18 protein-coding genes are annotated in these 17,774 nt (G+C 68.7%); 11 read left to right on the top strand and 7 right to left on the bottom strand.

The genetic code is table 11. From position 1 onward, the window contains the following. Positions 1 to 47: 47 nt before the first annotated feature. Entirely contained in the window at positions 48 to 2,057 is a 2,010-nt protein-coding gene (locus ACWF82_RS24580; RefSeq protein ID WP_452504733.1) for a nitrate- and nitrite sensing domain-containing protein, read from the top strand. Beyond that, positions 2,054 to 2,434: a DUF742 domain-containing protein gene (locus ACWF82_RS24575; RefSeq protein ID WP_452504731.1), complete on the top strand. Its 381-nt coding sequence runs from the start codon at positions 2,054 to 2,056 to the stop codon at positions 2,432 to 2,434. The genes ACWF82_RS24580 and ACWF82_RS24575 overlap by 4 nt, the downstream gene beginning before the upstream one ends. Here the strand turns inward: ACWF82_RS24575 and ACWF82_RS24570 are convergent. Together ACWF82_RS24570 and ACWF82_RS24565 are read right to left on the bottom strand one after the other, a co-directional pair. Continuing rightward, positions 2,431 to 4,386, bottom strand: coding sequence for a GMC family oxidoreductase (locus ACWF82_RS24570; protein WP_452504729.1), 1,956 nt, complete (start codon positions 4,384 to 4,386; stop codon positions 2,431 to 2,433). The genes ACWF82_RS24575 and ACWF82_RS24570 overlap by 4 nt on opposite strands. Before the next feature lie 110 nt (positions 4,387 to 4,496). Continuing rightward, complete coding sequence (locus ACWF82_RS24565) at positions 4,497 to 4,925, bottom strand: carboxypeptidase-like regulatory domain-containing protein (RefSeq protein ID WP_452504727.1); 429 nt, start codon at positions 4,923 to 4,925, stop codon at positions 4,497 to 4,499. A gap of 210 nt (positions 4,926 to 5,135) precedes the next feature. Between ACWF82_RS24565 and msrA the strand changes: the two genes are divergently transcribed. Beyond that, entirely contained in the window at positions 5,136 to 5,651 is a 516-nt protein-coding gene (msrA, locus tag ACWF82_RS24560) for a peptide-methionine (S)-S-oxide reductase MsrA (protein ID WP_452504725.1), read from the top strand. Between the two features lie 75 nt (positions 5,652 to 5,726). Then, positions 5,727 to 6,584, top strand: coding sequence for a hypothetical protein (locus ACWF82_RS24555; RefSeq protein ID WP_452504723.1), 858 nt, complete (start codon positions 5,727 to 5,729; stop codon positions 6,582 to 6,584). A 52-nt stretch (positions 6,585 to 6,636) separates the two neighbouring features. Here the strand turns inward: ACWF82_RS24555 and ACWF82_RS24550 are convergent, their stop codons facing one another. Continuing rightward, positions 6,637 to 7,728, bottom strand: a complete 1,092-nt coding sequence (locus ACWF82_RS24550) for a DUF1152 domain-containing protein (protein WP_452504721.1) — start codon at positions 7,726 to 7,728, stop codon at positions 6,637 to 6,639. An 82-nt stretch (positions 7,729 to 7,810) separates the two neighbouring features. Between ACWF82_RS24550 and ACWF82_RS24545 the strand changes: the two genes are divergently transcribed. The 4 genes from ACWF82_RS24545 (at position 7,811) to ACWF82_RS24530 (ending at position 11,149) form a co-directional block, all read left to right on the top strand. Then, complete coding sequence (locus tag ACWF82_RS24545) at positions 7,811 to 8,554, top strand: GntR family transcriptional regulator (RefSeq protein ID WP_452504719.1); 744 nt, start codon at positions 7,811 to 7,813, stop codon at positions 8,552 to 8,554. Positions 8,555 to 8,723: 169 nt separating this feature from the next. After that, positions 8,724 to 9,590: a hypothetical protein gene (locus ACWF82_RS24540; RefSeq protein WP_452504717.1), complete on the top strand. Its 867-nt coding sequence runs from the start codon at positions 8,724 to 8,726 to the stop codon at positions 9,588 to 9,590. Beyond that, positions 9,584 to 9,793 carry a hypothetical protein gene (locus ACWF82_RS24535; protein WP_452504715.1) on the top strand — a complete coding sequence of 70 codons (210 nt, stop codon included), beginning with the start codon at positions 9,584 to 9,586 and terminating at the stop codon, positions 9,791 to 9,793. Before ACWF82_RS24540 ends, ACWF82_RS24535 begins: the two co-directional genes overlap by 7 nt. A gap of 255 nt (positions 9,794 to 10,048) precedes the next feature. Then, a complete protein-coding gene (locus ACWF82_RS24530) occupies positions 10,049 to 11,149 on the top strand; it encodes a hypothetical protein (protein WP_452504713.1) in 1,101 nt (366 codons plus the stop codon). A gap of 54 nt (positions 11,150 to 11,203) precedes the next feature. On the opposite strand, the gene ACWF82_RS24525 is transcribed toward ACWF82_RS24530, so the two are convergent. Continuing rightward, positions 11,204 to 11,455 carry a hypothetical protein gene (locus tag ACWF82_RS24525; RefSeq protein ID WP_452504711.1) on the bottom strand — a complete coding sequence of 84 codons (252 nt, stop codon included), beginning with the start codon at positions 11,453 to 11,455 and terminating at the stop codon, positions 11,204 to 11,206. Between the two features lie 116 nt (positions 11,456 to 11,571). On the opposite strand from ACWF82_RS24525, the gene ACWF82_RS24520 reads away from it, so the two are divergent. Further along, positions 11,572 to 12,606 (top strand): hypothetical protein, encoded by a 1,035-nt coding sequence (locus ACWF82_RS24520; protein WP_452504709.1) that lies wholly within the window; start codon positions 11,572 to 11,574, stop codon positions 12,604 to 12,606. Positions 12,607 to 12,700: 94 nt separating this feature from the next. Here ACWF82_RS24520 and ACWF82_RS24515 read toward each other — a convergent pair whose 3' ends face one another. The 3 genes from ACWF82_RS24515 to ACWF82_RS24505 form a co-directional block, all read right to left on the bottom strand. Further along, the gene (locus ACWF82_RS24515) at positions 12,701 to 13,330 is read right to left on the bottom strand and encodes a nucleotidyltransferase domain-containing protein (RefSeq protein ID WP_452504707.1); all 630 of its coding nucleotides are present in this window, start codon (positions 13,328 to 13,330) and stop codon (positions 12,701 to 12,703) included. An 81-nt stretch (positions 13,331 to 13,411) separates the two neighbouring features. Beyond that, the gene (locus ACWF82_RS24510) at positions 13,412 to 14,962 is read right to left on the bottom strand and encodes a phosphatase PAP2 family protein (RefSeq protein WP_452504705.1); all 1,551 of its coding nucleotides are present in this window, start codon (positions 14,960 to 14,962) and stop codon (positions 13,412 to 13,414) included. 74 nt (positions 14,963 to 15,036) lie between these two features. After that, a complete protein-coding gene (locus tag ACWF82_RS24505; protein WP_452504703.1) occupies positions 15,037 to 15,246 on the bottom strand; it encodes a hypothetical protein in 210 nt (69 codons plus the stop codon). Positions 15,247 to 15,369: 123 nt separating this feature from the next. Between ACWF82_RS24505 and gcvT the strand changes: the two genes are divergently transcribed. Together gcvT and ACWF82_RS24495 are read left to right on the top strand one after the other, a co-directional pair. Further along, positions 15,370 to 16,470 carry a glycine cleavage system aminomethyltransferase GcvT gene (gene gcvT, locus ACWF82_RS24500; protein WP_452504701.1) on the top strand — a complete coding sequence of 367 codons (1,101 nt, stop codon included), beginning with the start codon at positions 15,370 to 15,372 and terminating at the stop codon, positions 16,468 to 16,470. 26 nt (positions 16,471 to 16,496) lie between these two features. Next, positions 16,497 to 17,594: a branched-chain amino acid aminotransferase gene (locus ACWF82_RS24495; protein ID WP_452504698.1), complete on the top strand. Its 1,098-nt coding sequence runs from the start codon at positions 16,497 to 16,499 to the stop codon at positions 17,592 to 17,594. Positions 17,595 to 17,774 lie beyond the last annotated feature (180 nt).

Raw genomic sequence — 17,774 nt, 5'->3', positions numbered from 1 at the left:
GCACGCAGCGGAGCGCCGGGGCGGCTCCGGGAGCGGAAAGATTCGGTGTGAAGATCAGGCGTAGCTCGGTGCTCGGGAACGTGCGGGGCGGGCGCGGTGTACGCGGCCGGGTGAGCGTGCGGACCCGGCTCCTATCGATCGTGCTCAGCTCCAGCGTCGTGCTCCTGGCCACCGGGGGTGGCGCGGCGGTGTACCTGGTGGATTCGGCGCGGGAATCCACCGAATGGGCCGATCTGGCCACCAGCACCACCGCGCCCGCGATCCTGATGGTGTCGGCGTTCCAGGAGGAACGCAGGCTGTCGCTGTTGCGACTGGCCGGTGATCCGCCGTCCACGCCTGCCCTGGTCACCGCCCGCCAGCGGTCCGACGAGGCGCTCGCCGCGGTGATCGCCAAGGGTGACGCCGCCCGCGCGCTCAACCCGGACGGCTCCAGCGAAGACATCGAGGGCTACAACAAGCTGTTCGCCATGGTGCCGACCGTGCGCGGTGGCGTCGACACGATGCAGATCCCACCGGCCGACGTGTTCACCGTCTTCACCCAGGTGATCGGCACGATCGTCGCCGCGTCCATGCTGGCGGCCCGGGTGGCGCCGGAGGCGAAGATCGGCATCGAATTGAGTTATGCCGTCGAACAATTGCGTGCCGCCGAAGCGCTCTCGCAGGCCGACACCCTGGGTTCGGTGGCGTTGACCAACGGCCGGATGTCAGCCGCCGAGCTGCTCGACTTCGGTCGCCGGGTCGGTGAGTTCCGGGGCGAGGTGGCCTATTCCGCCACGGTGCTGAAGGGCACCCGGCGCGCCCAACTCGACGCCGTCACCGCGAGCCAGGACTGGCAGCAGGTGGTCTCGATGCAGGACGCGCTGCTGGAGCGCGGTCCGGTCACCAACGATCGCGGTGACGCGGCGCTACCGTTGAGCCTGGCGGGGTGGCAGGACGCCTCGCGCCACGTGAATCTCGCCTTGCAGAAACTCTGGCAGGACCAGAGCGCCGACGCCCATGTCATCGCCCGGCAGCAGGGCGAAACCGACAGCCGCAACGCGCTGCTCGGCGGCGCGGTCGTCGCGTTGCTCGCGGTGGGCGCGTTCCTGATAGCGCTGGTCCTGGCCAACCGGTTCATCGCCCGCATGCGGCGGTTGCGCCACGACACCCTGGAACTGGCCGACGAGCGGATGCCCGATCTCATGCGCAGGCTCGCGGCGGGGGAGAAGGTCGAGGCGAAGCAGGAGACCTCCCGGCTCGACTTCGGCTCCGACGAACTCGGCCAGGTCGCGGCCGCGTTCAACCGCGCCCACCTCGCCGCGGTGTCGGCGGCCGTCGCCGAAGCGCAGACCAGGGCGGGCATCAACACGGTGTTCCTCAATATCGCCCACCGCAGCCAGGTGGTCGTGCACCGTCAGCTCGCCCTGCTCGACCGCGCCGAACGCGACGAAGGCAATGCCGACCAGCTCGAACTGCTGTTCCAGCTCGACCATCTCGCGACCCGCTCCCGCCGCAACGCCGAGAACCTCATCATCCTCGGCGGCGAGCAGCCGGGCAGGCGCTGGCGCAATCCGGTGGCGCTGCTGGAACTGGTGCGCGGCGCGATCGCGGAAAGCATGGACTACACCAGGATTCAGACCAAGCAGATGCCCGAGGTGCGCATCGCCAGCCACGCTGTCGCCGATGTGATCCACCTGCTGGCCGAGCTGATGGACAACGCGACGGCGTTCTCGCCGCCAGAGACGCAGGTCATCGTGTCGGGGGTCGTGGTCGGGCGCGGGGTGGCCGTCGAGGTCATCGATCAGGGCCTCGGGATGTCGGAAGCCGAACTGGCCGAACGCAATGCGGTGCTGGCCGACCCACCGGAGTTCAGTGTGGCGACACTGTCCGGCAATTCACGGCTCGGACTGTTCGTGGTCGCGAAACTGGCTGGCAGGCACAATATCTCGGTGCGGCTGGCCGAATCGGTCTACGGCGGAGTGCGTGCGGTCGTACTGATCCCCTCGGCGCTGGCCGAGGCCGCCGATCAGTCCTCGCCGATCTCCGGTCAGTTCCCCGCCGTCTCGCCGCGCGCATGAGCGACGAACGCGAACACTGGTACGAGGAGGACGCGGGCCCGATCGTGCGCCTCTACGCGGTGACCCGTGGGCGCGGCCGGACCGAGCGCGACGAACTCGACCTCACGACGCTGCTGGTCGACGCCGGTGCGGGCACCCGCCTGCGGCGCACCGAACCCGAGTACGCCGCGATCGTCGAACTGTGCCGGACGCCGATGGCGGTCGCCGAGGTGTCGGCCCACCTCGGGCTGCCGTTGAACCTGGCCAAGGTGCTCATCGCCGACCTCATCGACGAGGGCAGGCTGGTCGCCCGCGCCCCGCAGCACCGGACGGTCGGCAGTGCCGACCTCGACGTGCTGCGGGCCGTCCTCGCGGGGATCCGCCGGGTAGACAGCTAGGCGAGCTTGGCCGCCAGCCGCTTGGCGTTCATGTAGCCGATGGCCTCGATGGTCACCATGGGGTTCACGCCGGGCGCGGTGGGGAAGCTGGACCCGTCGGCCACGACGATATTGTCGACCTCCCAGGTGGCGCCGTCCGGGTTGGTCGCCGACAGTTCCGCCGTGCCGCCCATGCGCGCGGAGCCCATGATGTGCAGGGCGCCCATCGAGCACTGTCCCGGCCCGTAACCGGCCTTCTTGCAGGCCGCGTCGAACTCCGCGAGCGAACCGCGCACGCCGGGTTCGAACGAGACGCCCGCCTGATGGCCGGAGTAGATGCGTTGCGCGCCCGCGGCTTCCAGGACCGAGGCGGCGCCGACGATGCCGGTGTGCAGGTGGTTGGCGTCGTAGTCGGACAGGCGGTACTTCACCACCGGTTCGCCGCTGCCGTCGATCGACACGGTGCCCGGATCACGGTCGCGGGTGATCACCCCGATCGAGTTGGTGCGCGCGAAATCGAGCATGGTGGCGCGATGCTGCGCCGCGCCACGCCAGCTCATGAACCCGGTCGCCAGGCCGGGGTGGATCGGCCCGGTCTCGTAGATGACGCCGTAGCCGTTTCCGTCGAGGTCGGCGTGGTGCCTGCTGATCCGCGCCTGCAGCGCGCCCTCCCACGGCCGGATCTCCTCCTCGAACACGCCGAACACCGCGGCGGCGGGATGCAGGCGCAGATGGCGGCCGATGTTCTTGTTGCGCAGGCCCGATCGCTGCAGCAGCGCGGGTGTCTGGATGGCGCCCGCCGCGACGACCACCGCGCGCGCCCGCACGGTGATCTCGACGCCGTCGGAGGTGCGCGCCGACACCGATTCCGCCTTGCCCGCTGTCACCGTGATCGAGCGGACGTCGGCGTCGACCACCAGCCGCGCACCGTGCTCGGCGGCGTCGGCGAGCCAGGTCTTGGTCACCGACTGCTTGGCGCCGAGCCTGCACCCGTACCCGCAGCGACCGCATTCGACCGCGGCGTCGCAGGCGTCGCCGACATTGCGCGGCAAGGTGTCGACATCCCAGCCGAGCGCCTTGGCGCCGCGTTCGAGAATGCCGTCGCGCGCCGAGAGCGGGGACTTGTTTCCGGTGACGCCGATGCGGCGCTGCACCGTGTTCAGCGCGTCGCCGAATTCGTCGTCGGCGAACTGGGGGACACCCGATTCCGCCCACTCCTTGCGTACCCCGTCGGGGGTGGGCAGCGAGGTGCTCCAGTTGACGACGGTGCCGCCGCCGAGGCAGGTACCCGCAACCAGCGTGATCTGGCCCTCCGCCGACGCCGCAGGCCCGGGGGCGTAGAGGCTGGTCAGCGCGTCGAGCTCGCCGTTGCCGAAATCCTTGTCGTCGTAATAGTTTCCGCGTTCGAGCACCACCACGTCGAGACCGGCTTCGGCCAGTACCGCCGCCGCGGCGCCGCCGCCCGCGCCCGAGCCGACCACGACGACATCGCAGTCCAGGGTGGTCGATTCGGTGAACCGCTCCGGGGTGAGCGCGGGCGTGGGCGCGTTCGCCGACGGGCCGGTCGGGGCCGGATAGCCGATCTGCTCCCACAGCGGGTTCGTCCCGGTCGGGCCCGGGGTCACGTTGTAGGCCAGCAGCGAGGCCTGCTTGAGTGCCTGGAACACCGCCCTGGCCGGCGCAAGCCCGGAATCGGCAAGCCGTAGCAGCGCGGCCTCGCGCCGCTCCTGCGACAGCGACGAGAACCGGCGGAAACCGCTGCCGGTCACCAGGCCGAAAGCTCGGGAATCCCACAGCCCCAGCAACATCGCGAGCTGCTTCTTGTCCGCCTCGCGCGGGTTGCGGCCCAGGATCCGGAAGATCGTGTCGACCGCGCCCAGCTCGGTCGCCGCCGGTAGATCGAGCCCGTCACCGGGCAGGAATGTGTCACAGATCAAACCCAGCGCTGCCCGCTGTTCGGCTGTTGGCTCCATACGGAAACCACCCCTTCTCACTCTGGGGTGAGTTGTATCACGGTGCGTCCGACCGCGCTGGGTGTCAACGGGTTTCGGGCCGGGCGGTGATCACCCGGCCCGAGCGGCCGCTAGCCGTGACTCGGCGAGACCGTGAACTGCAGGGTTTTCAGGGTCGGGGTGAACAGCTCCACGGCGGCCGTGGACTGCGACTTCTTCACGCCGGGGTAGGCCGTCACCTGATAGCGGCCCGGCTGGAGCCCGCGAAAGCTGACCTGGCCGTCGGTGCCGGTCGACAGGTGCCGGTGGATGGTGTCACCGCAGGTGTCGCTGCCGGTGAGCAACACCTTGCCGCCCGCGATCGGGGCGCGGGTGGTCGAGGCGATGAGGACGGCGTCGATCTGTCCGGTGGCGGACGGGTTGGGCGCACGTAGCTTGTGGTTTTTTAGTCTCGATTGTCCGATTTCGCAGTTCGAGGTCTGTGCGACCGTGTCGTCGCTGCCGGCGGGGTGGGCTCCCGCGCCGCTCACCGCGCCTGCTGTCACAGCTGCTGCTGCCAATCCGATCGTCAAACTCCGGGCAACGACGCTACGTGGCATTTCGCCGAATTCCTCCTGTTTCCTCGGTGACTCTGGGACACGCTGGGATGTTCATGAGGTATCGCTTGCGCGGCGAGCTTACTGGTGGGAATTCCCGGCTCGTCAGCGGAGTTCCATAGAGGCGGTTGTGGCACTTCTGTGCGACCGTGGAGGCTCTACCAAGGAGGACGCGTGACCGAAACCCGTAAGGCGATTCTGGCCGGTGGATGCTTCTGGGGCATGCAGGATCTGATCCGCAGGCAGCCGGGAGTGCTGTCCACCAGGGTCGGCTACACCGGCGGCAGCAACGATCACCCCACCTACCGCAATCACCCCGGCCACGCCGAGGCCGTCGAGATCGAATACGACCCGGCGCGGACCGACTATCGGGCCCTGCTCGAGTTCCTGTTCCAGATCCACGACCCCACCACCAGGGACCGCCAGGGCAACGACATCGGCTCCAGCTACCGCTCGGCCATCTTCTACCTCGACGACGACCAGCGCCGCACCGCCCTGGACACCATCGCCGATGTCGACGCCTCAGGCCTGTGGCCGGGCAAGGTCGTCACCGAGGTGACTCCCGCGAGCACCTTCTGGGACGCCGAACCCGAACATCAGGACTACCTGATCCGCTACCCCGACGGCTACACGTGCCACTTCCCGCGCCCGGGATGGAAGCTCCCCAAGCGGGAGAACGCGGACAAGTAACCCCACCACCCGATCGCCCCGGCTCTCTCACCGGGGCGCTCCGGTTCTGTCCGCGTGGCCGGTAGGTTGGTCGGCATGTCCAGCGACGAGCTGCCTGCCGAAGTCGGGCGGAGTGTGCGGGTGTTTCTGACCGCTGTCGACGAGTTGGCGCCGGGGCTGGTCACCGGGTTCTATCTGGTGGGATCGGTGGCCTTGGGCGACTTCCAACCTCGTGGCGCCGGGCGCGGTCGACTCCAGACGGCCAGCGATATCGACTTCGTCGCGGTGATCGATCGTCGTCTGGAGGAAGGATCTCCGGAGATGGCGGCGTTGGCCGAGGCGCACGCCCGAACGGTGGCCGCCTTCCCGATGCCGAATTTCGATGGTGCGGTTCTCACTTGGGCCGACCTGGCCGCCGGGCCGAGCGGCTGCCCGGAAATCCCCTGTGCCCAAGAGAATCGGTTCACACCCGCTGGGCGGTTCGGCCTAAACCCGGTGACGTTCTGCGAGCTGGCCTGGCACGGGATCACCGTGCGCGGACCCCAGCCGACCGACATCGACCTGTGGGCTGACCGGAATGTCTTGCGCGAGTACACCATCGACAACCTTCGTGGCTACTGGCGGCCGTGGTGGGAACAGAACCGGCAGCTGCGCCCGCTGCCCCTCGCCCTCGGGGTCAGTCCGTGGTTCCCGGTCTGGGCCGTGCTCGGCGTGAGCCGGCTGCACCACCTTCTCGCCACCGGAACAATGACCTCGAAATCCGGCGCAGGCCGCTACGCCCACAAGACGTTCGATCCACGCTGGCAGCGCATCGTCGCCGAAAGCCTGCACCTGCGTACCAACGGCGTCGAGGGCCACCGCAGCTACCGCAACCCCCTGACCCGCCGCCGCGACACTCTCGCCTTCCTCGACGCCACCATCGACGCGGCGCTGACCTTGCCCGTCAAACCCTGACGCCACCACAACCCGATGGTGTTCTGCTTCATCGGCGGTAGCCGCGGCGGCGTCAGAGGGCAGTGATGTAGAGGGGCGGCTGGAAATTGTCCGGTCGTTGTTGCCGTAGCTGCTCGCGCATCGCGGTTGCCGACGATGGATCGGTCGCATCGGTGAGCTCGAGGACGCGACGGATGGTCAGGGCATCGGTCCCGCGGGCCGCAGCGTCTTTCACGTACTGGTCGAGGATGGCGATCGCGTTTGCGCTGGGGCTGCGGGGGTGGCTGCGTGTTGCCAGGCGTCGTCGTTCGATGTCGATATCGGTCGTTCCTCGGCGGTCGCGGACTCGGAGTTCGGCAGTGTCGAGGCTCGTGGTCGCGGCGAGGTCCGCAGCGATCGAGTCGCCTGCGAGCTTGTGGGAGTCGACCCGGAATACTGTGGTGCACCGGTCGTCGACGGTGATCGTGGTGTCGCGTTGAGATTCGACTTGTCCGCGCCACCCACCCGCCGCGACCGAAAGCAGTGCGTTCGCCTCCGAGGGATGCCATTCCCAGATGCCTTCTACGCCAACGGCATCCGCTGAGTGCAGGGTGACGACCTCGTCGGCGCCGAGGTCGATGAGCCGTCGGTCCAGTTCGTCGGCGGTGAGTTCGCCGTCGAGTCCGAGACCGGTGGCGAGAACGTCGGTCGGGAGCTCGGACTCGACGGCAGCCGCCAGCGCGAGCGAGTCTGCCAGCGGGCTGCGGAGGCCCGGCTCGTCTCCAGCGGCCAGTATGTCGCCGCCGACGTCGAGGACCAGAATCAGCTCGGCGGCGAACACCTCCGCTGCTTTTCGCAGTTGCCGGCTCAGCCCCTGTGAGCCCCTCCTGGGGTCGGCGAGCAGCAGTGGCATGGCCAAGTGGGTTGCAAGGCGGGGGAGCGTGGACTGCCCGCCGGTGGTCAAGAAGGCTGTGGACGGCACTTGGAAGAGGCCGTCACCGTGAGCGATCAGGCCCTCGAAGTCTCCGGCGGTGCGCGGGCCCGGCAAGGGATCCAGCAGTAGACGATCCCACGACCAGCTCACGATCGCCGACACCGTGATCTGTTCGGCGAGCGCGTGTGCGAGCACGGAGGCGGAGACGGCGTCGCCCCCTCCGCCGGCGGCGAACACCACCGCGTTTCTCATATGGCTGCCTGCTGTCATCGGGCGTCGAAGTGGCTAATGTGGCTAGTGGCCTAGGTTACTAGGTGGACCGAGAGGATTGGCAGTGTCGAAGATCGAGCAGGTCCCGCCGCCGTATCAGCAGATCGCCGGCGATCTGCGGGATCAAATCGTTCGCGGCGATTTGCGGCCCGGTGACAAACTGCCCTCGGAACGTGAACTGGCCAAACGCTGGGACGTGTCCCGGCCGACGGCGTCGAGCGCGGTCGCGGTACTTCGTCAGCAGGGACTCGTCGAATCACGCCAGGGATCGGGAACTATCGTCCGTGACGTGTCTGCCGCTCCGCGGGCACGTGAGCGGTATGAGCGCGCCGCCGCGCTGGGCACGATGTACAGCGATTCGGAAAGCGTGTCGTTCCCGTTCGTCGGAATCGTCGATGCGCCGGTGAATGTCGCGCGCTCGCTCGGAATCGAACCTGGGGCAGAGGTTGTGCGGCGATGTCGGCTCATCGCCAACCATCGCGGCCCGATCGAGTTCTCCACCAGTTGGTTCCCTGCCGAACTCGCTGATGTCGCACCGTCATTGCTGACAGCCGAGCGACTTCGGGGAGGGACCCTGCGGTATCTGGCCGAAACGCTCGGGTTGCGCGCCTCGTTCGCCCGGGATCAGGTCAGTGCCCGGTTGGCGACCGAGGCGGAATGCGTTGACCTGCAGCTCGATCCGGGGTCGGCGGTGCTCGTGTACTGGCTGGTCGCCTACGGCCCCGGCGAGAGGGCGTTGCAGGTCGACGAGGCGATCTACCCGCCGGAGACATGGGCGTTCCGTCAGGAATATCCGATCACCCTCTAGCTCGAATCTCGGAAATTTTCCGAACCTCTCTCAAGTGGCATAGTCCACTACGGGCGCTGTGTGCGTCCGCATCGACAGCCACCTCACGCTGGAGGGGACCAGTGAGCGAACGAGCAGTAGGCATCGCGGCGCCAAGGCCGTGGCGCATTCTCGAATCGAGGCCGCGGCGATGACCGTCATGATCGGCTACCTACGGTCCGCGCTGGTACATCCCGGTGACATCCTCATCGTGGAGCACCAGCTTCGGCAAGCGGCTCTGACCGCCGGCGCACCGTTGCGCGGAACGATCCGCCATGAGCCTGCGCCGCACCATAATCCGCTCTGGTCGCTGATGGAGTCGCTCGACCGCAGACATGACACCCTGCTGATCCGCACCGTGACCGATCTTGCCGCTCGTGACCGCGTAGATCTGCGTACGATGCTCGGCGGCCAAGCCAGCTTCCGCGTGCTGTGGGCCGCGGTGGAGGAGTTGCAGGCCGCAGGTGGCGGCTACTTGATCGTGCCGAGCATGACTCACCTCGACGGGCTGGTGATGCCCAGACAGGCACTGCTGCGGCAGATTTCGGAGATCCGCCCCGCAATCGGGGTCATGGACGCCAGCTCGACCGAACAGGTTGCCATCGACTCGGACATTGCGGTTATCGGGGAGTTTCAGGTGGCACCGGTTCCGCTCGCCGAGGACATCGTGCGGCTGAACACCCGCAATCGCCTGTCCAGGGCGGGGCTGGCGAGCATGGTCGATCCGCTGGACTCCCTGATGCGCGCGCTCGTGGGGACCGCGACCGAGGCCGACCATGTCAGCGGGCAGGATCACATGCTCACCATTCGCATCCACCGCGATCCGGCGGCGTCGATGCTGGTTGTGACTTGCCTCGACACCCGCGGTTTCGCCCGCATTCCGCCGCACCCTGCGGTAGTCGCCGCGTGTGGGCGGGTAGTCCGGTCACCGTGGGGCAGCGGTACCAGCACCCGATGCGAGCTGCCGTTACCGGCCGACGAGCGCACTGGCTCCGCCGGAGTAGCGGCGCGGTGGTGATCGGCGTGCAGGTGCACCTCGCGGTCGTGTTCCCCGTGGGAGCCACCGGCATCGTCGCCCTGGACTTCCGCGCCGAATCCGCGGTCGCGGAAGCCTTCGCCGCCGACATGAACCGGTGGCACGGCCATGCGCTGGTCACCATCGACCGGGCCGTGACCGCGACTATGCGTCTGTTGCCGTGCCACCAGCTCTATGAGGTCTGAACATCCATCCCACAGATTCGGGGAACAGGAAGCTGATTGATTCAGCGAATTCGAAATCGGCGCAACCTTTCTCGGAATCGAGGTAAACGACATGCTTGTCGACGGGATAACGCGGTTCGCGGGTATTGGTGTACGAAACCGGACTTGGGGTGGGTGGTGTGAAATGATCGGGGTGTCGGCGTGACCGTGGCGCCGGATCGGAAGACTCATATCGGCGGCTTTGGTCGTCGCACAAGGTGAGGGGATGCGATTCGGATGACGTATGGACAGCAGCAACCCGGGTATCCACCGGCGGGGCCGAAACTCGGTGTCGGCGACGCCATCGGTTACGGGTGGGACAAATTCAAGAACAATGCGGTGGTGTGGGTCGCCATCGTGCTGATCGCCTTCATCATCCAGGTGGCGATCAACTTCCTGTTCGGTTTGGGGAACACCACCGATACCGATGCCGACGGTGATTTCAGCATCGGATTCGGTATCTGGCAGTTCATCGGCACGGTGGTCAGTGCCATCATCGGTTATTTGATCTCCGCCGCGTTCGTGCGTGGCGCGCTGCACGAAACCGATGGGCGCAAGCCGGGATTCGGTGACTTTTTCAAGTTCACGAATGTCGGAGCGGTGATCCTGGCCGGCATTCTGGTCGGTTTGGCGACCGGTATCGGCTTGGTGCTGTGCATCCTGCCTGGCCTGGTGATCGCCTTCTTCACCTGGTGGACGATGCAGTTTGTGATCGACCGCGATCAGGACGCGATCACGGCGATCAAATCGAGCTTCTCGGCGATATCGAGCAATGCCGGACCGTTGCTGCTGCTGGCGCTGGCGCTGTTCGGTATCAATATCGTCGGCGCGCTGCTGTGCGGCCTCGGTCTGCTGGTGACGGTGCCGTTGACGATCATCGCCTCCACGTACGCGTATCGGGTGGTGACCGGCGGTCCGGTCGTCGGGGCGGCGGCCGCGCCGGAGCCGGGATACCCGCAGTACGGCGGGCCCGCAGGCGGATTCGGTGAGCCGGGGTATCCGCGTGAGCAGGGGTACCCGGGTCAGCCCGGTCAGGCGGGGTACCCGGGTCAGGGTCAGCCCGGCCAGTACCCGGGTCAGCCCGGTCAGCCCGGCCAGTACCCAGGTCAGCCCGGTCAGCCCGGCCAGTCGGGATATCCAGGTCAGCCGGGCCAGCCAGGATCCGGCGGACAACCTGGCTACGGTGGCCCCGGTTACGGCGGTCCGGCCGAAGGCGGCCAGGGCCAGGGTGGTCAGGGCTACGGCGGCCCCGGCCAGGGCCCCGGCTACGGAACACCTGGTGGCCCCGATCTCGGCAAGCCCGGCGAGGGCTACGGCGGCCCCGAAGAGAACCGCTGACCGAAACGACAAAGGGGCGTGCGATGACCACATCGCACGCCCCTTTTCTTGTCGCTACTCGCAACCGACGCCGTCGCCGTCCCGGTCGAGGCCGTACTCGTCGGGGCCGATCACCCGGACGCGTCCGGTGTAATAGGGACCGTTCCCGCTGCCGCCCTCGCAGTCCACGTCGCTGACGATGGGCACGCAGGGAGAGTAGGACTTGTGGCAGTTGCCGGACGGTTGTGCGGTGGCCACAGATGGTGTCGCGATGGCGAAGGCGAAAGCCGCGACGGCGGCGGATCCGAGGGTGACGGCGTATTTCATGGTGCTCCGATCAGTTGTACAGCGGCGCACAGTTTTCCACGGGTGGGCGGTTTGCCGGAAATCTGCCGGTCGGTACCTGCGGGTAGTCTCGGAGTCTCGAACGTCGGGGAGGTCTGATGCGGGGGAAGTGGCGAGGGTGGTCGTGGTGGGTGCGCGGCGCGGTGGTCGCGCTCGTGTTGCTCGTTGTGGTGTCGTTGCCGGTCGTCGGCGCGGTGACGTACCTGCTGGCACAGAACATCGGTGCGCAGTCCGACCAGGCGCGGACCAGGGGCAAGGACACGTTCTGGCTCGGGCACGCGTGGGTGGACGGGCGCAGGACCGACGCCGATGTCGACCAGTTGGCGACCATGCTGGCGGGCACCGGAATTCGTGACCTGTATGTGCACACCGGTCCGCTCGAGCACGACGGGAGTCTGCGCGACGATCTGGCGCCGCGGGCGCAATGGTTCGTCGACGCGGTGCACGCGAAGTTGCCCGGCGTCCGGGTGCAGTCGTGGCTGGGCGATGTCGTGCAACCCGAATTCGACGGCCTGGATGTGGAATCGGCGCAGTCGCGCGAGCGGGTGGTGGCATCGGCGCGGCGCGTGCTCGCCTACGGATTCGACGGGGTGCACTACGACCTCGAGCCGGTGCGGTCAGGATCGCCTGGGTTCCTCGCGCTGCTCGATGCGACCAAAGCGGTGACTTCGGCTGCGCGAGTGCCACTGTCGGTGTCGGCGCCGGTCATCGATCCGCTGCCGGGACTGCACTCGGTGGGCCTCGCGGTCGCCGATCACGGGAAGTGGTGGAGCCAAGCCTATTTCGCCGATGTGGCGCGCCGGGTCGACCAGGTGGCGGTGATGTCCTACGACACCGCCATGCCGACCGAGGCGCTCTACAGCGGGTACGTGGCGCAGCAGACCGAACTGGCAGCGGAGGTGACCCCGCACGAGGTGGATCTGCTGATGGGGGCGCCCGCGTTCTGGGCCGACGATCCGGGACATCACGGTGCGGCCGAGACAGTTGCCGCCGCGGTGCGCGGGATTCGGCTCGGGCTCACGAGCGCCGATGTCGACCGCGCGAACTTCGGGGTCGCCCTGTACGTGGATTTCGCTGCCAGGCCCCAGGATTGGGTGGACTATCGGCAGGGATGGTGTCGGCTGCCGGGCTAATTCGATCGTGTCAGGGCAGTAGTCGGCGGACCTCGAAACAGGCCCTAGGTGCCGGTCTCGCGCAGACCGGCGGGCCCCGGCTGAGGTGGTCGGGTCAGGCCGCGGTCCTGCTCAGCCACGGGTGATCGGGATGGACCCGCGTCAGCCAGGACGACAGCCGGGCGCGCCGGTCCTCGGACAACAACGGCAGGGCCCGCCGGAAATCGGCATCGTCCTTGGCGCGGTTGGCCTTTGCCTTGAACAGCAGGACCACCTCCGGGATCACGTACGGGATGCCGGACGGGGTGGTGAGGATCAGCTCGGCGTAGGGGAGGGTGATCGTCGGATCGCGCCGGCAGATCCAGGTGTCGCCGCGGTGCGGTTCGCGGAAGACGTCGAGGTGGAACGCGCCGGTGAACGGGTCGCGCAGCCAGGCCTGATGGAGGTCGGTGCGGTCGGCGGCCTCGGCGTAGGGCCAGAGGTGACCGTCGCCGACGATGTCCCATTCGTACTCGGGGAACGCGGCCGCGATCTCGGGGAAATCCGTTCGGGGGACGGCGATTTCGATATCGGCGTGGGCGCGGGAGATGCCGCCCGCGAACAGATCGATGGCCCAGCCGCCCGCTACCGCCCACGGCGCGGTGCAGGCACTCAGGCGGGCGGCGACCACGCCGGGAGTCCACGGGTCCCAGCGGCGATCGGCTTCGGTTGCGGTGATCGGACGTGCGCCGTCCGGCGAGCTCATGCCTCCATCATGTCCACCGGCGCGGGCCGCGCAAGGCCGTTGTGGCCGATGGTGATCGAGGTGAGACGGGTTCGTGAGGATTCAGCGACGACGGTCCATCAGCCAGGCCAGGGGGCGGCGGTGGTGCGGGCGGGCGCGGTTCTCCCAGCGCGGGTTGTCCTCGTCGCGGCGGTAGACCGCGACCTTGCCCGCGACGGTGAAGCGCAGATCCCGTGCGGTGCCGACCACTTCACCGTCCGCGGCCACCGCGACCGGAGTGTGCACGGCGACCGGCAACTCGTGCATCTGGCGTTCACCGTAGACCCGGCTGTGGCCGATCGCGGCCAGCATCAGCGCGATGACGGCGCGCGTGCGGGAGAACCGCACGTCGGCGCGCAGCCAGCGCACGTCGAGCAGACCCTCGTCGAGCCGGGAGCGGAACGCGGGGACGGCGCCGTGCGGGTGGTACGGGCCGTTGCCGACGAACAGGAACCACAGATCGTGCCAGCGGTCGTCGAGCAGGATCCGGATCGGCTCGGCGCGGTGCAGCGTGACGATCAGCGCGGCCGCGAACGCGGGCCACTTGCCCCAGCGGTCCTCCCATTTCTCCCGCAGGCGGACCAGATCGGGGTAGGCGCCGATGCTGGCGGTGTTGATCAGATAGTGGGTGCGCGGACCGTCGGGGGTCTCGAATTCCACTGCGGCGATATCGACTTCGACGGCCTCGCCCGCGCCGGTCGCGTCGGCGACCTCGCGCAGGTCGTAGACGCCGAGATCGCGGGCGAAGTGGTTGAGGGTGCCCGCCGGGACCACGACCAGCGGCAGGTCGTTACGCAGCGCCACGGCGGCGGCCGCGGCGATGGTGCCGTCACCGCCCGCCGCGCCGACCGCGAGGATCGACGGGTCGAGCGCCTCCTGCAACAGCTCGGCGGCGTCGCGATCGGGCTGGGTGTGCAGCAGGGTCGCCGCGGGCAGTGCCTCGGCGATGTCGGGGGTGGGGTCGTAGGTGGAGTCCCCGGAACGCGGATTGATCAGCAGCAGTAGACCTTTGCCGTCGACCAGCGCGGGGGCGTCGCGCACCACGTGCGCCTCGGCCTCGTCGGATTCGCGGATCGGCCACCAGCGGCGGGTGGCCAGCGCGACGCCGGTGCCGACGGCGGCGCCGACCAGGACGTCGGACGGCCAGTGCGCGCCGGTGTGGACGCGCGAATAGGCGACGGCGGCGGCCACCGGGGCGACGGCCAGCGCCGTGCGCGGGCTCTCCAGCGCGACGGCGGTGGCGAAGGCCGCCGCGTTGGCGCTGTGGCCCGACGGGAACGACGAGGAGAACGGCTGGTCGACCAGCCGCCGGCTGTGCGGCATGAGCTCGGCCGGTGGACGGCGGCGCGGGATCAGCGACTTGAGCACGAGATTCACCAGGAAACTCGACCCGGCCAGCGCGATCGCCCCGCGCAAGGCGGCGCGTCGCGGCGGCCCCGGCTTCACCGCCAGCACCGCCGCCGTCGCCAGCCACAGGCCGCCGGTGTTGGCCGACCTGGTCAGCCGCAGCATGCCGCGATCGGCCGCCGTCTCCGGGATCCGGGACACAGCCCGGCTCATGACGACGTCCATGCGGGCGACCCTGCGGAACCTGCGGCCGTACAACTCACTCACGGTCACGACCTTACAGCCGTTGCCGATCATCGGCTTTCGGCAAAACGGGCCCCGGTCATCGTTGCCGGAGTCGCTCAGGGCGCCGGAATCGTGGGCGGATCGCAATCCGCCGTTGGCGATTCACCGGACAGCGATTGCAGCAGGCAGCCGAGGTTGATCCCGCCGCCCGAGCCGGACGGGCCGAGGAAGTCGAGACTGCCGGTGTCGGCGTGGGCGACAGGACTCGCCAGGAGCAGGGTCGCGGAGACAAGCAGCGCACCCGCGCCGGCCGTACGTAGGTTCATGACCGCAGATCCTCGCACCGGCGACCGGTCGGCGGAACCCGTCACGATGCCCCCGATTCCTGGGGCTACCCGGCGAATCGGGAGGTTCGCGCGGCGCGGGGATCGACCGATAAGCTCGGGCCCATGACCGACAACGCGCTGCTCGAGGGCCCCATCCACGCTGTTCATGTCGAGCTCGGAGCCACCTTCGCCCCGTTCGGCGGGTGGGAGATGCCGGTGCAGTACGGCGGGACCGTCGGTGAGCACACCGCCGTGCGCACCACGGTCGGCCTGTTCGATGTGAGTCACCTGGGCAAGGCGACCGTCGCGGGCCCCGGCGCCGCGGCGTTCGTGAACTCGGCGCTGACCAACGACCTGGCCAGGATCCGGCCGGGCAAGGCCCAGTACACGCTGTGCTGTGCGGCCGACGGCGGCGTGATCGACGATCTGATCGCCTACTACGTCGGCGAGGACGAGGTGTTCCTCGTGCCGAACGCCGCGAACACCGCGGCCGTGGTGGCCGAGCTGCGGAAGGTGGCGCCTGCCGGGATCACCGTCACCGACGAGCACCGCGAGTACGCGGTGTTCGCGGTGCAGGGCCCCAAGTCGACCGAGGTGCTCGCCGCCCTCGGCCTGCCGACCGACATGGAATACATGGCCTACGCCGACGCCGAATGGGACGGCCGCCCCGTCCGGGTGTGCCGCACCGGTTACACCGGCGAGCACGGCTACGAGCTGCTGCCGCGCTGGAACGACGCGGAAGCGGTTTTCCGCGCGCTCACCGAGCAGGTGCGGGCGGCCGGTGGGCAGCCCGCCGGGCTCGGCGCGCGTGACACGCTGCGCACCGAGATGGGCTACCCGCTGCACGGCCACGAGCTGTCCCTCGACATCACCCCGAACCAGGCGCGCACCGGCTGGGCGGTCGGCTGGAAGAAGCCGGAGTTCTGGGGCAAGGCGGCGCTCGAGCAGGAGAAGACCGACGGTCCCCGGCGCACGCTGATGGGCCTGAAGGCACTCGATCGCGGCGTGCTGCGGCAGGGGCAGACCGTGCTGCGCGACGGCGAACCGGTCGGGGAGACCACCTCGGGCACGTTCTCGCCGTCGCTGAAGGTCGGCATCGCGCTGGCCCTGCTCGACACCACGGCGAAGCTGGAACCCGGCGACGAGGTGGAGGTCGACGTGCGCGGGCGCAAGCTGCGCTGCGAGGTGGTCAAGCCGCCGTTCGTCGACACCAAAACGAAGTAATTCCGCGCAATGGATAGGATCGCATCATGACAGTCGCTGCACAGTTCTCTCGTATTCCGCATCCCGCGCCCCGTTCGGCGCAGCAGCGGGAAGAGGTACTGGCGGCCCCCGGTTTCGGGCGGTTCTTCACCGACCACATGGTGTCGATCGACTACGCCGACGGCGAGTGGGGCAACGCGCGGGTCGAGCCGTACGGCCCGCTGTCGATGGACCCGGCGACGATGGTGTTCCACTACGGTCAGGCGATCTTCGAAGGGCTCAAGGCCTACCGTCAGCCCGACGGCAGCATCGCCACCTTCCGGATCGACGCCAATGCCGCGCGGTTCCGCCGCTCGGCCGCCAGGATGGCGATGGCCGAACTGCCCGAGGAACTGTTCGTCGAATCCGTGCGTCAGCTACTCGAGGTCGATGCCGACTGGGTGCCCGCGGCCGGTGGCGAGGAGTCGCTGTATCTGCGGCCGTTCATGTTCTCCACCGAGGCGGGCCTGGGCGTGAAGCCCGCTTCGGCCTACAAGTACCTGCTGCTGGCCTCGCCCGCAGGCGCGTACTTCCCGCGTGGCGTGAAGCCGGTGCGGGTGTGGCTGTCGACCGAGTACGTGCGGGCCGCGCCCGGTGGCACCGGTGAGGCGAAGGTGGCAGGCAACTACGCCGCCTCGCTGCTGGCGCAGGCGCAGGCCACGGAGAAGGGCTGTGACCAGGTCGTGTGGCTGGACGCCTGCGAGCGCGCCTACGTCGAGGAGATGGGCACGAACAACCTGTTCTTCGTGTTCGGCACCGGTTCCGAGGCCCGGCTGGTCACCCCGGAACTGTCCGGTTCGCTGCTGCCCGGCATCACCCGCGACTCGCTGCTGACCCTGGCCGCCGATTCCGGTTACCCGGTCGAGGAGCGCAAGGTCTCGGTCGAGGAATGGCGCAAGGGCGCCGAATCCGGTGAGATCAGTGAGGTTTTCGCGTGCGGAACCGCCGCGGTCATCACGCCGGTCGGCTGGGTGAAATCGGCCGAGGGCGAATTCAGCATCGGCGGCGGCGAGCCCGGCGCGGTGACGATGGCGCTGCGCGACACGCTGACCGGCATCCAGCGCGGCACCTTCGCCGACTCCCACGGCTGGATGCGCACGGTGTAATTGGAGCGCTGGCGCGCTCGAGGTCGCTGTGTTTGTTGGAGCGCTGGCGCGCTCGAGGTCGCTGTGTTTGTTGGAGCGCTGGCGCGCTCGAGGTCGCGGCCCCTTGTGTCCCGCCGGTCAGGCACCGTTGCTTGCTCCTTCGTCGCGTACGCAACGGCGCCTGACCGGCGGGACGGCCGC

The organism is Nocardia sp. NPDC055053 (assembly GCF_053608285.1).
The sequence above is the reverse complement of the archived record's forward strand: the minus strand, read 5'-3'. Positions and strand labels throughout refer to the sequence as shown.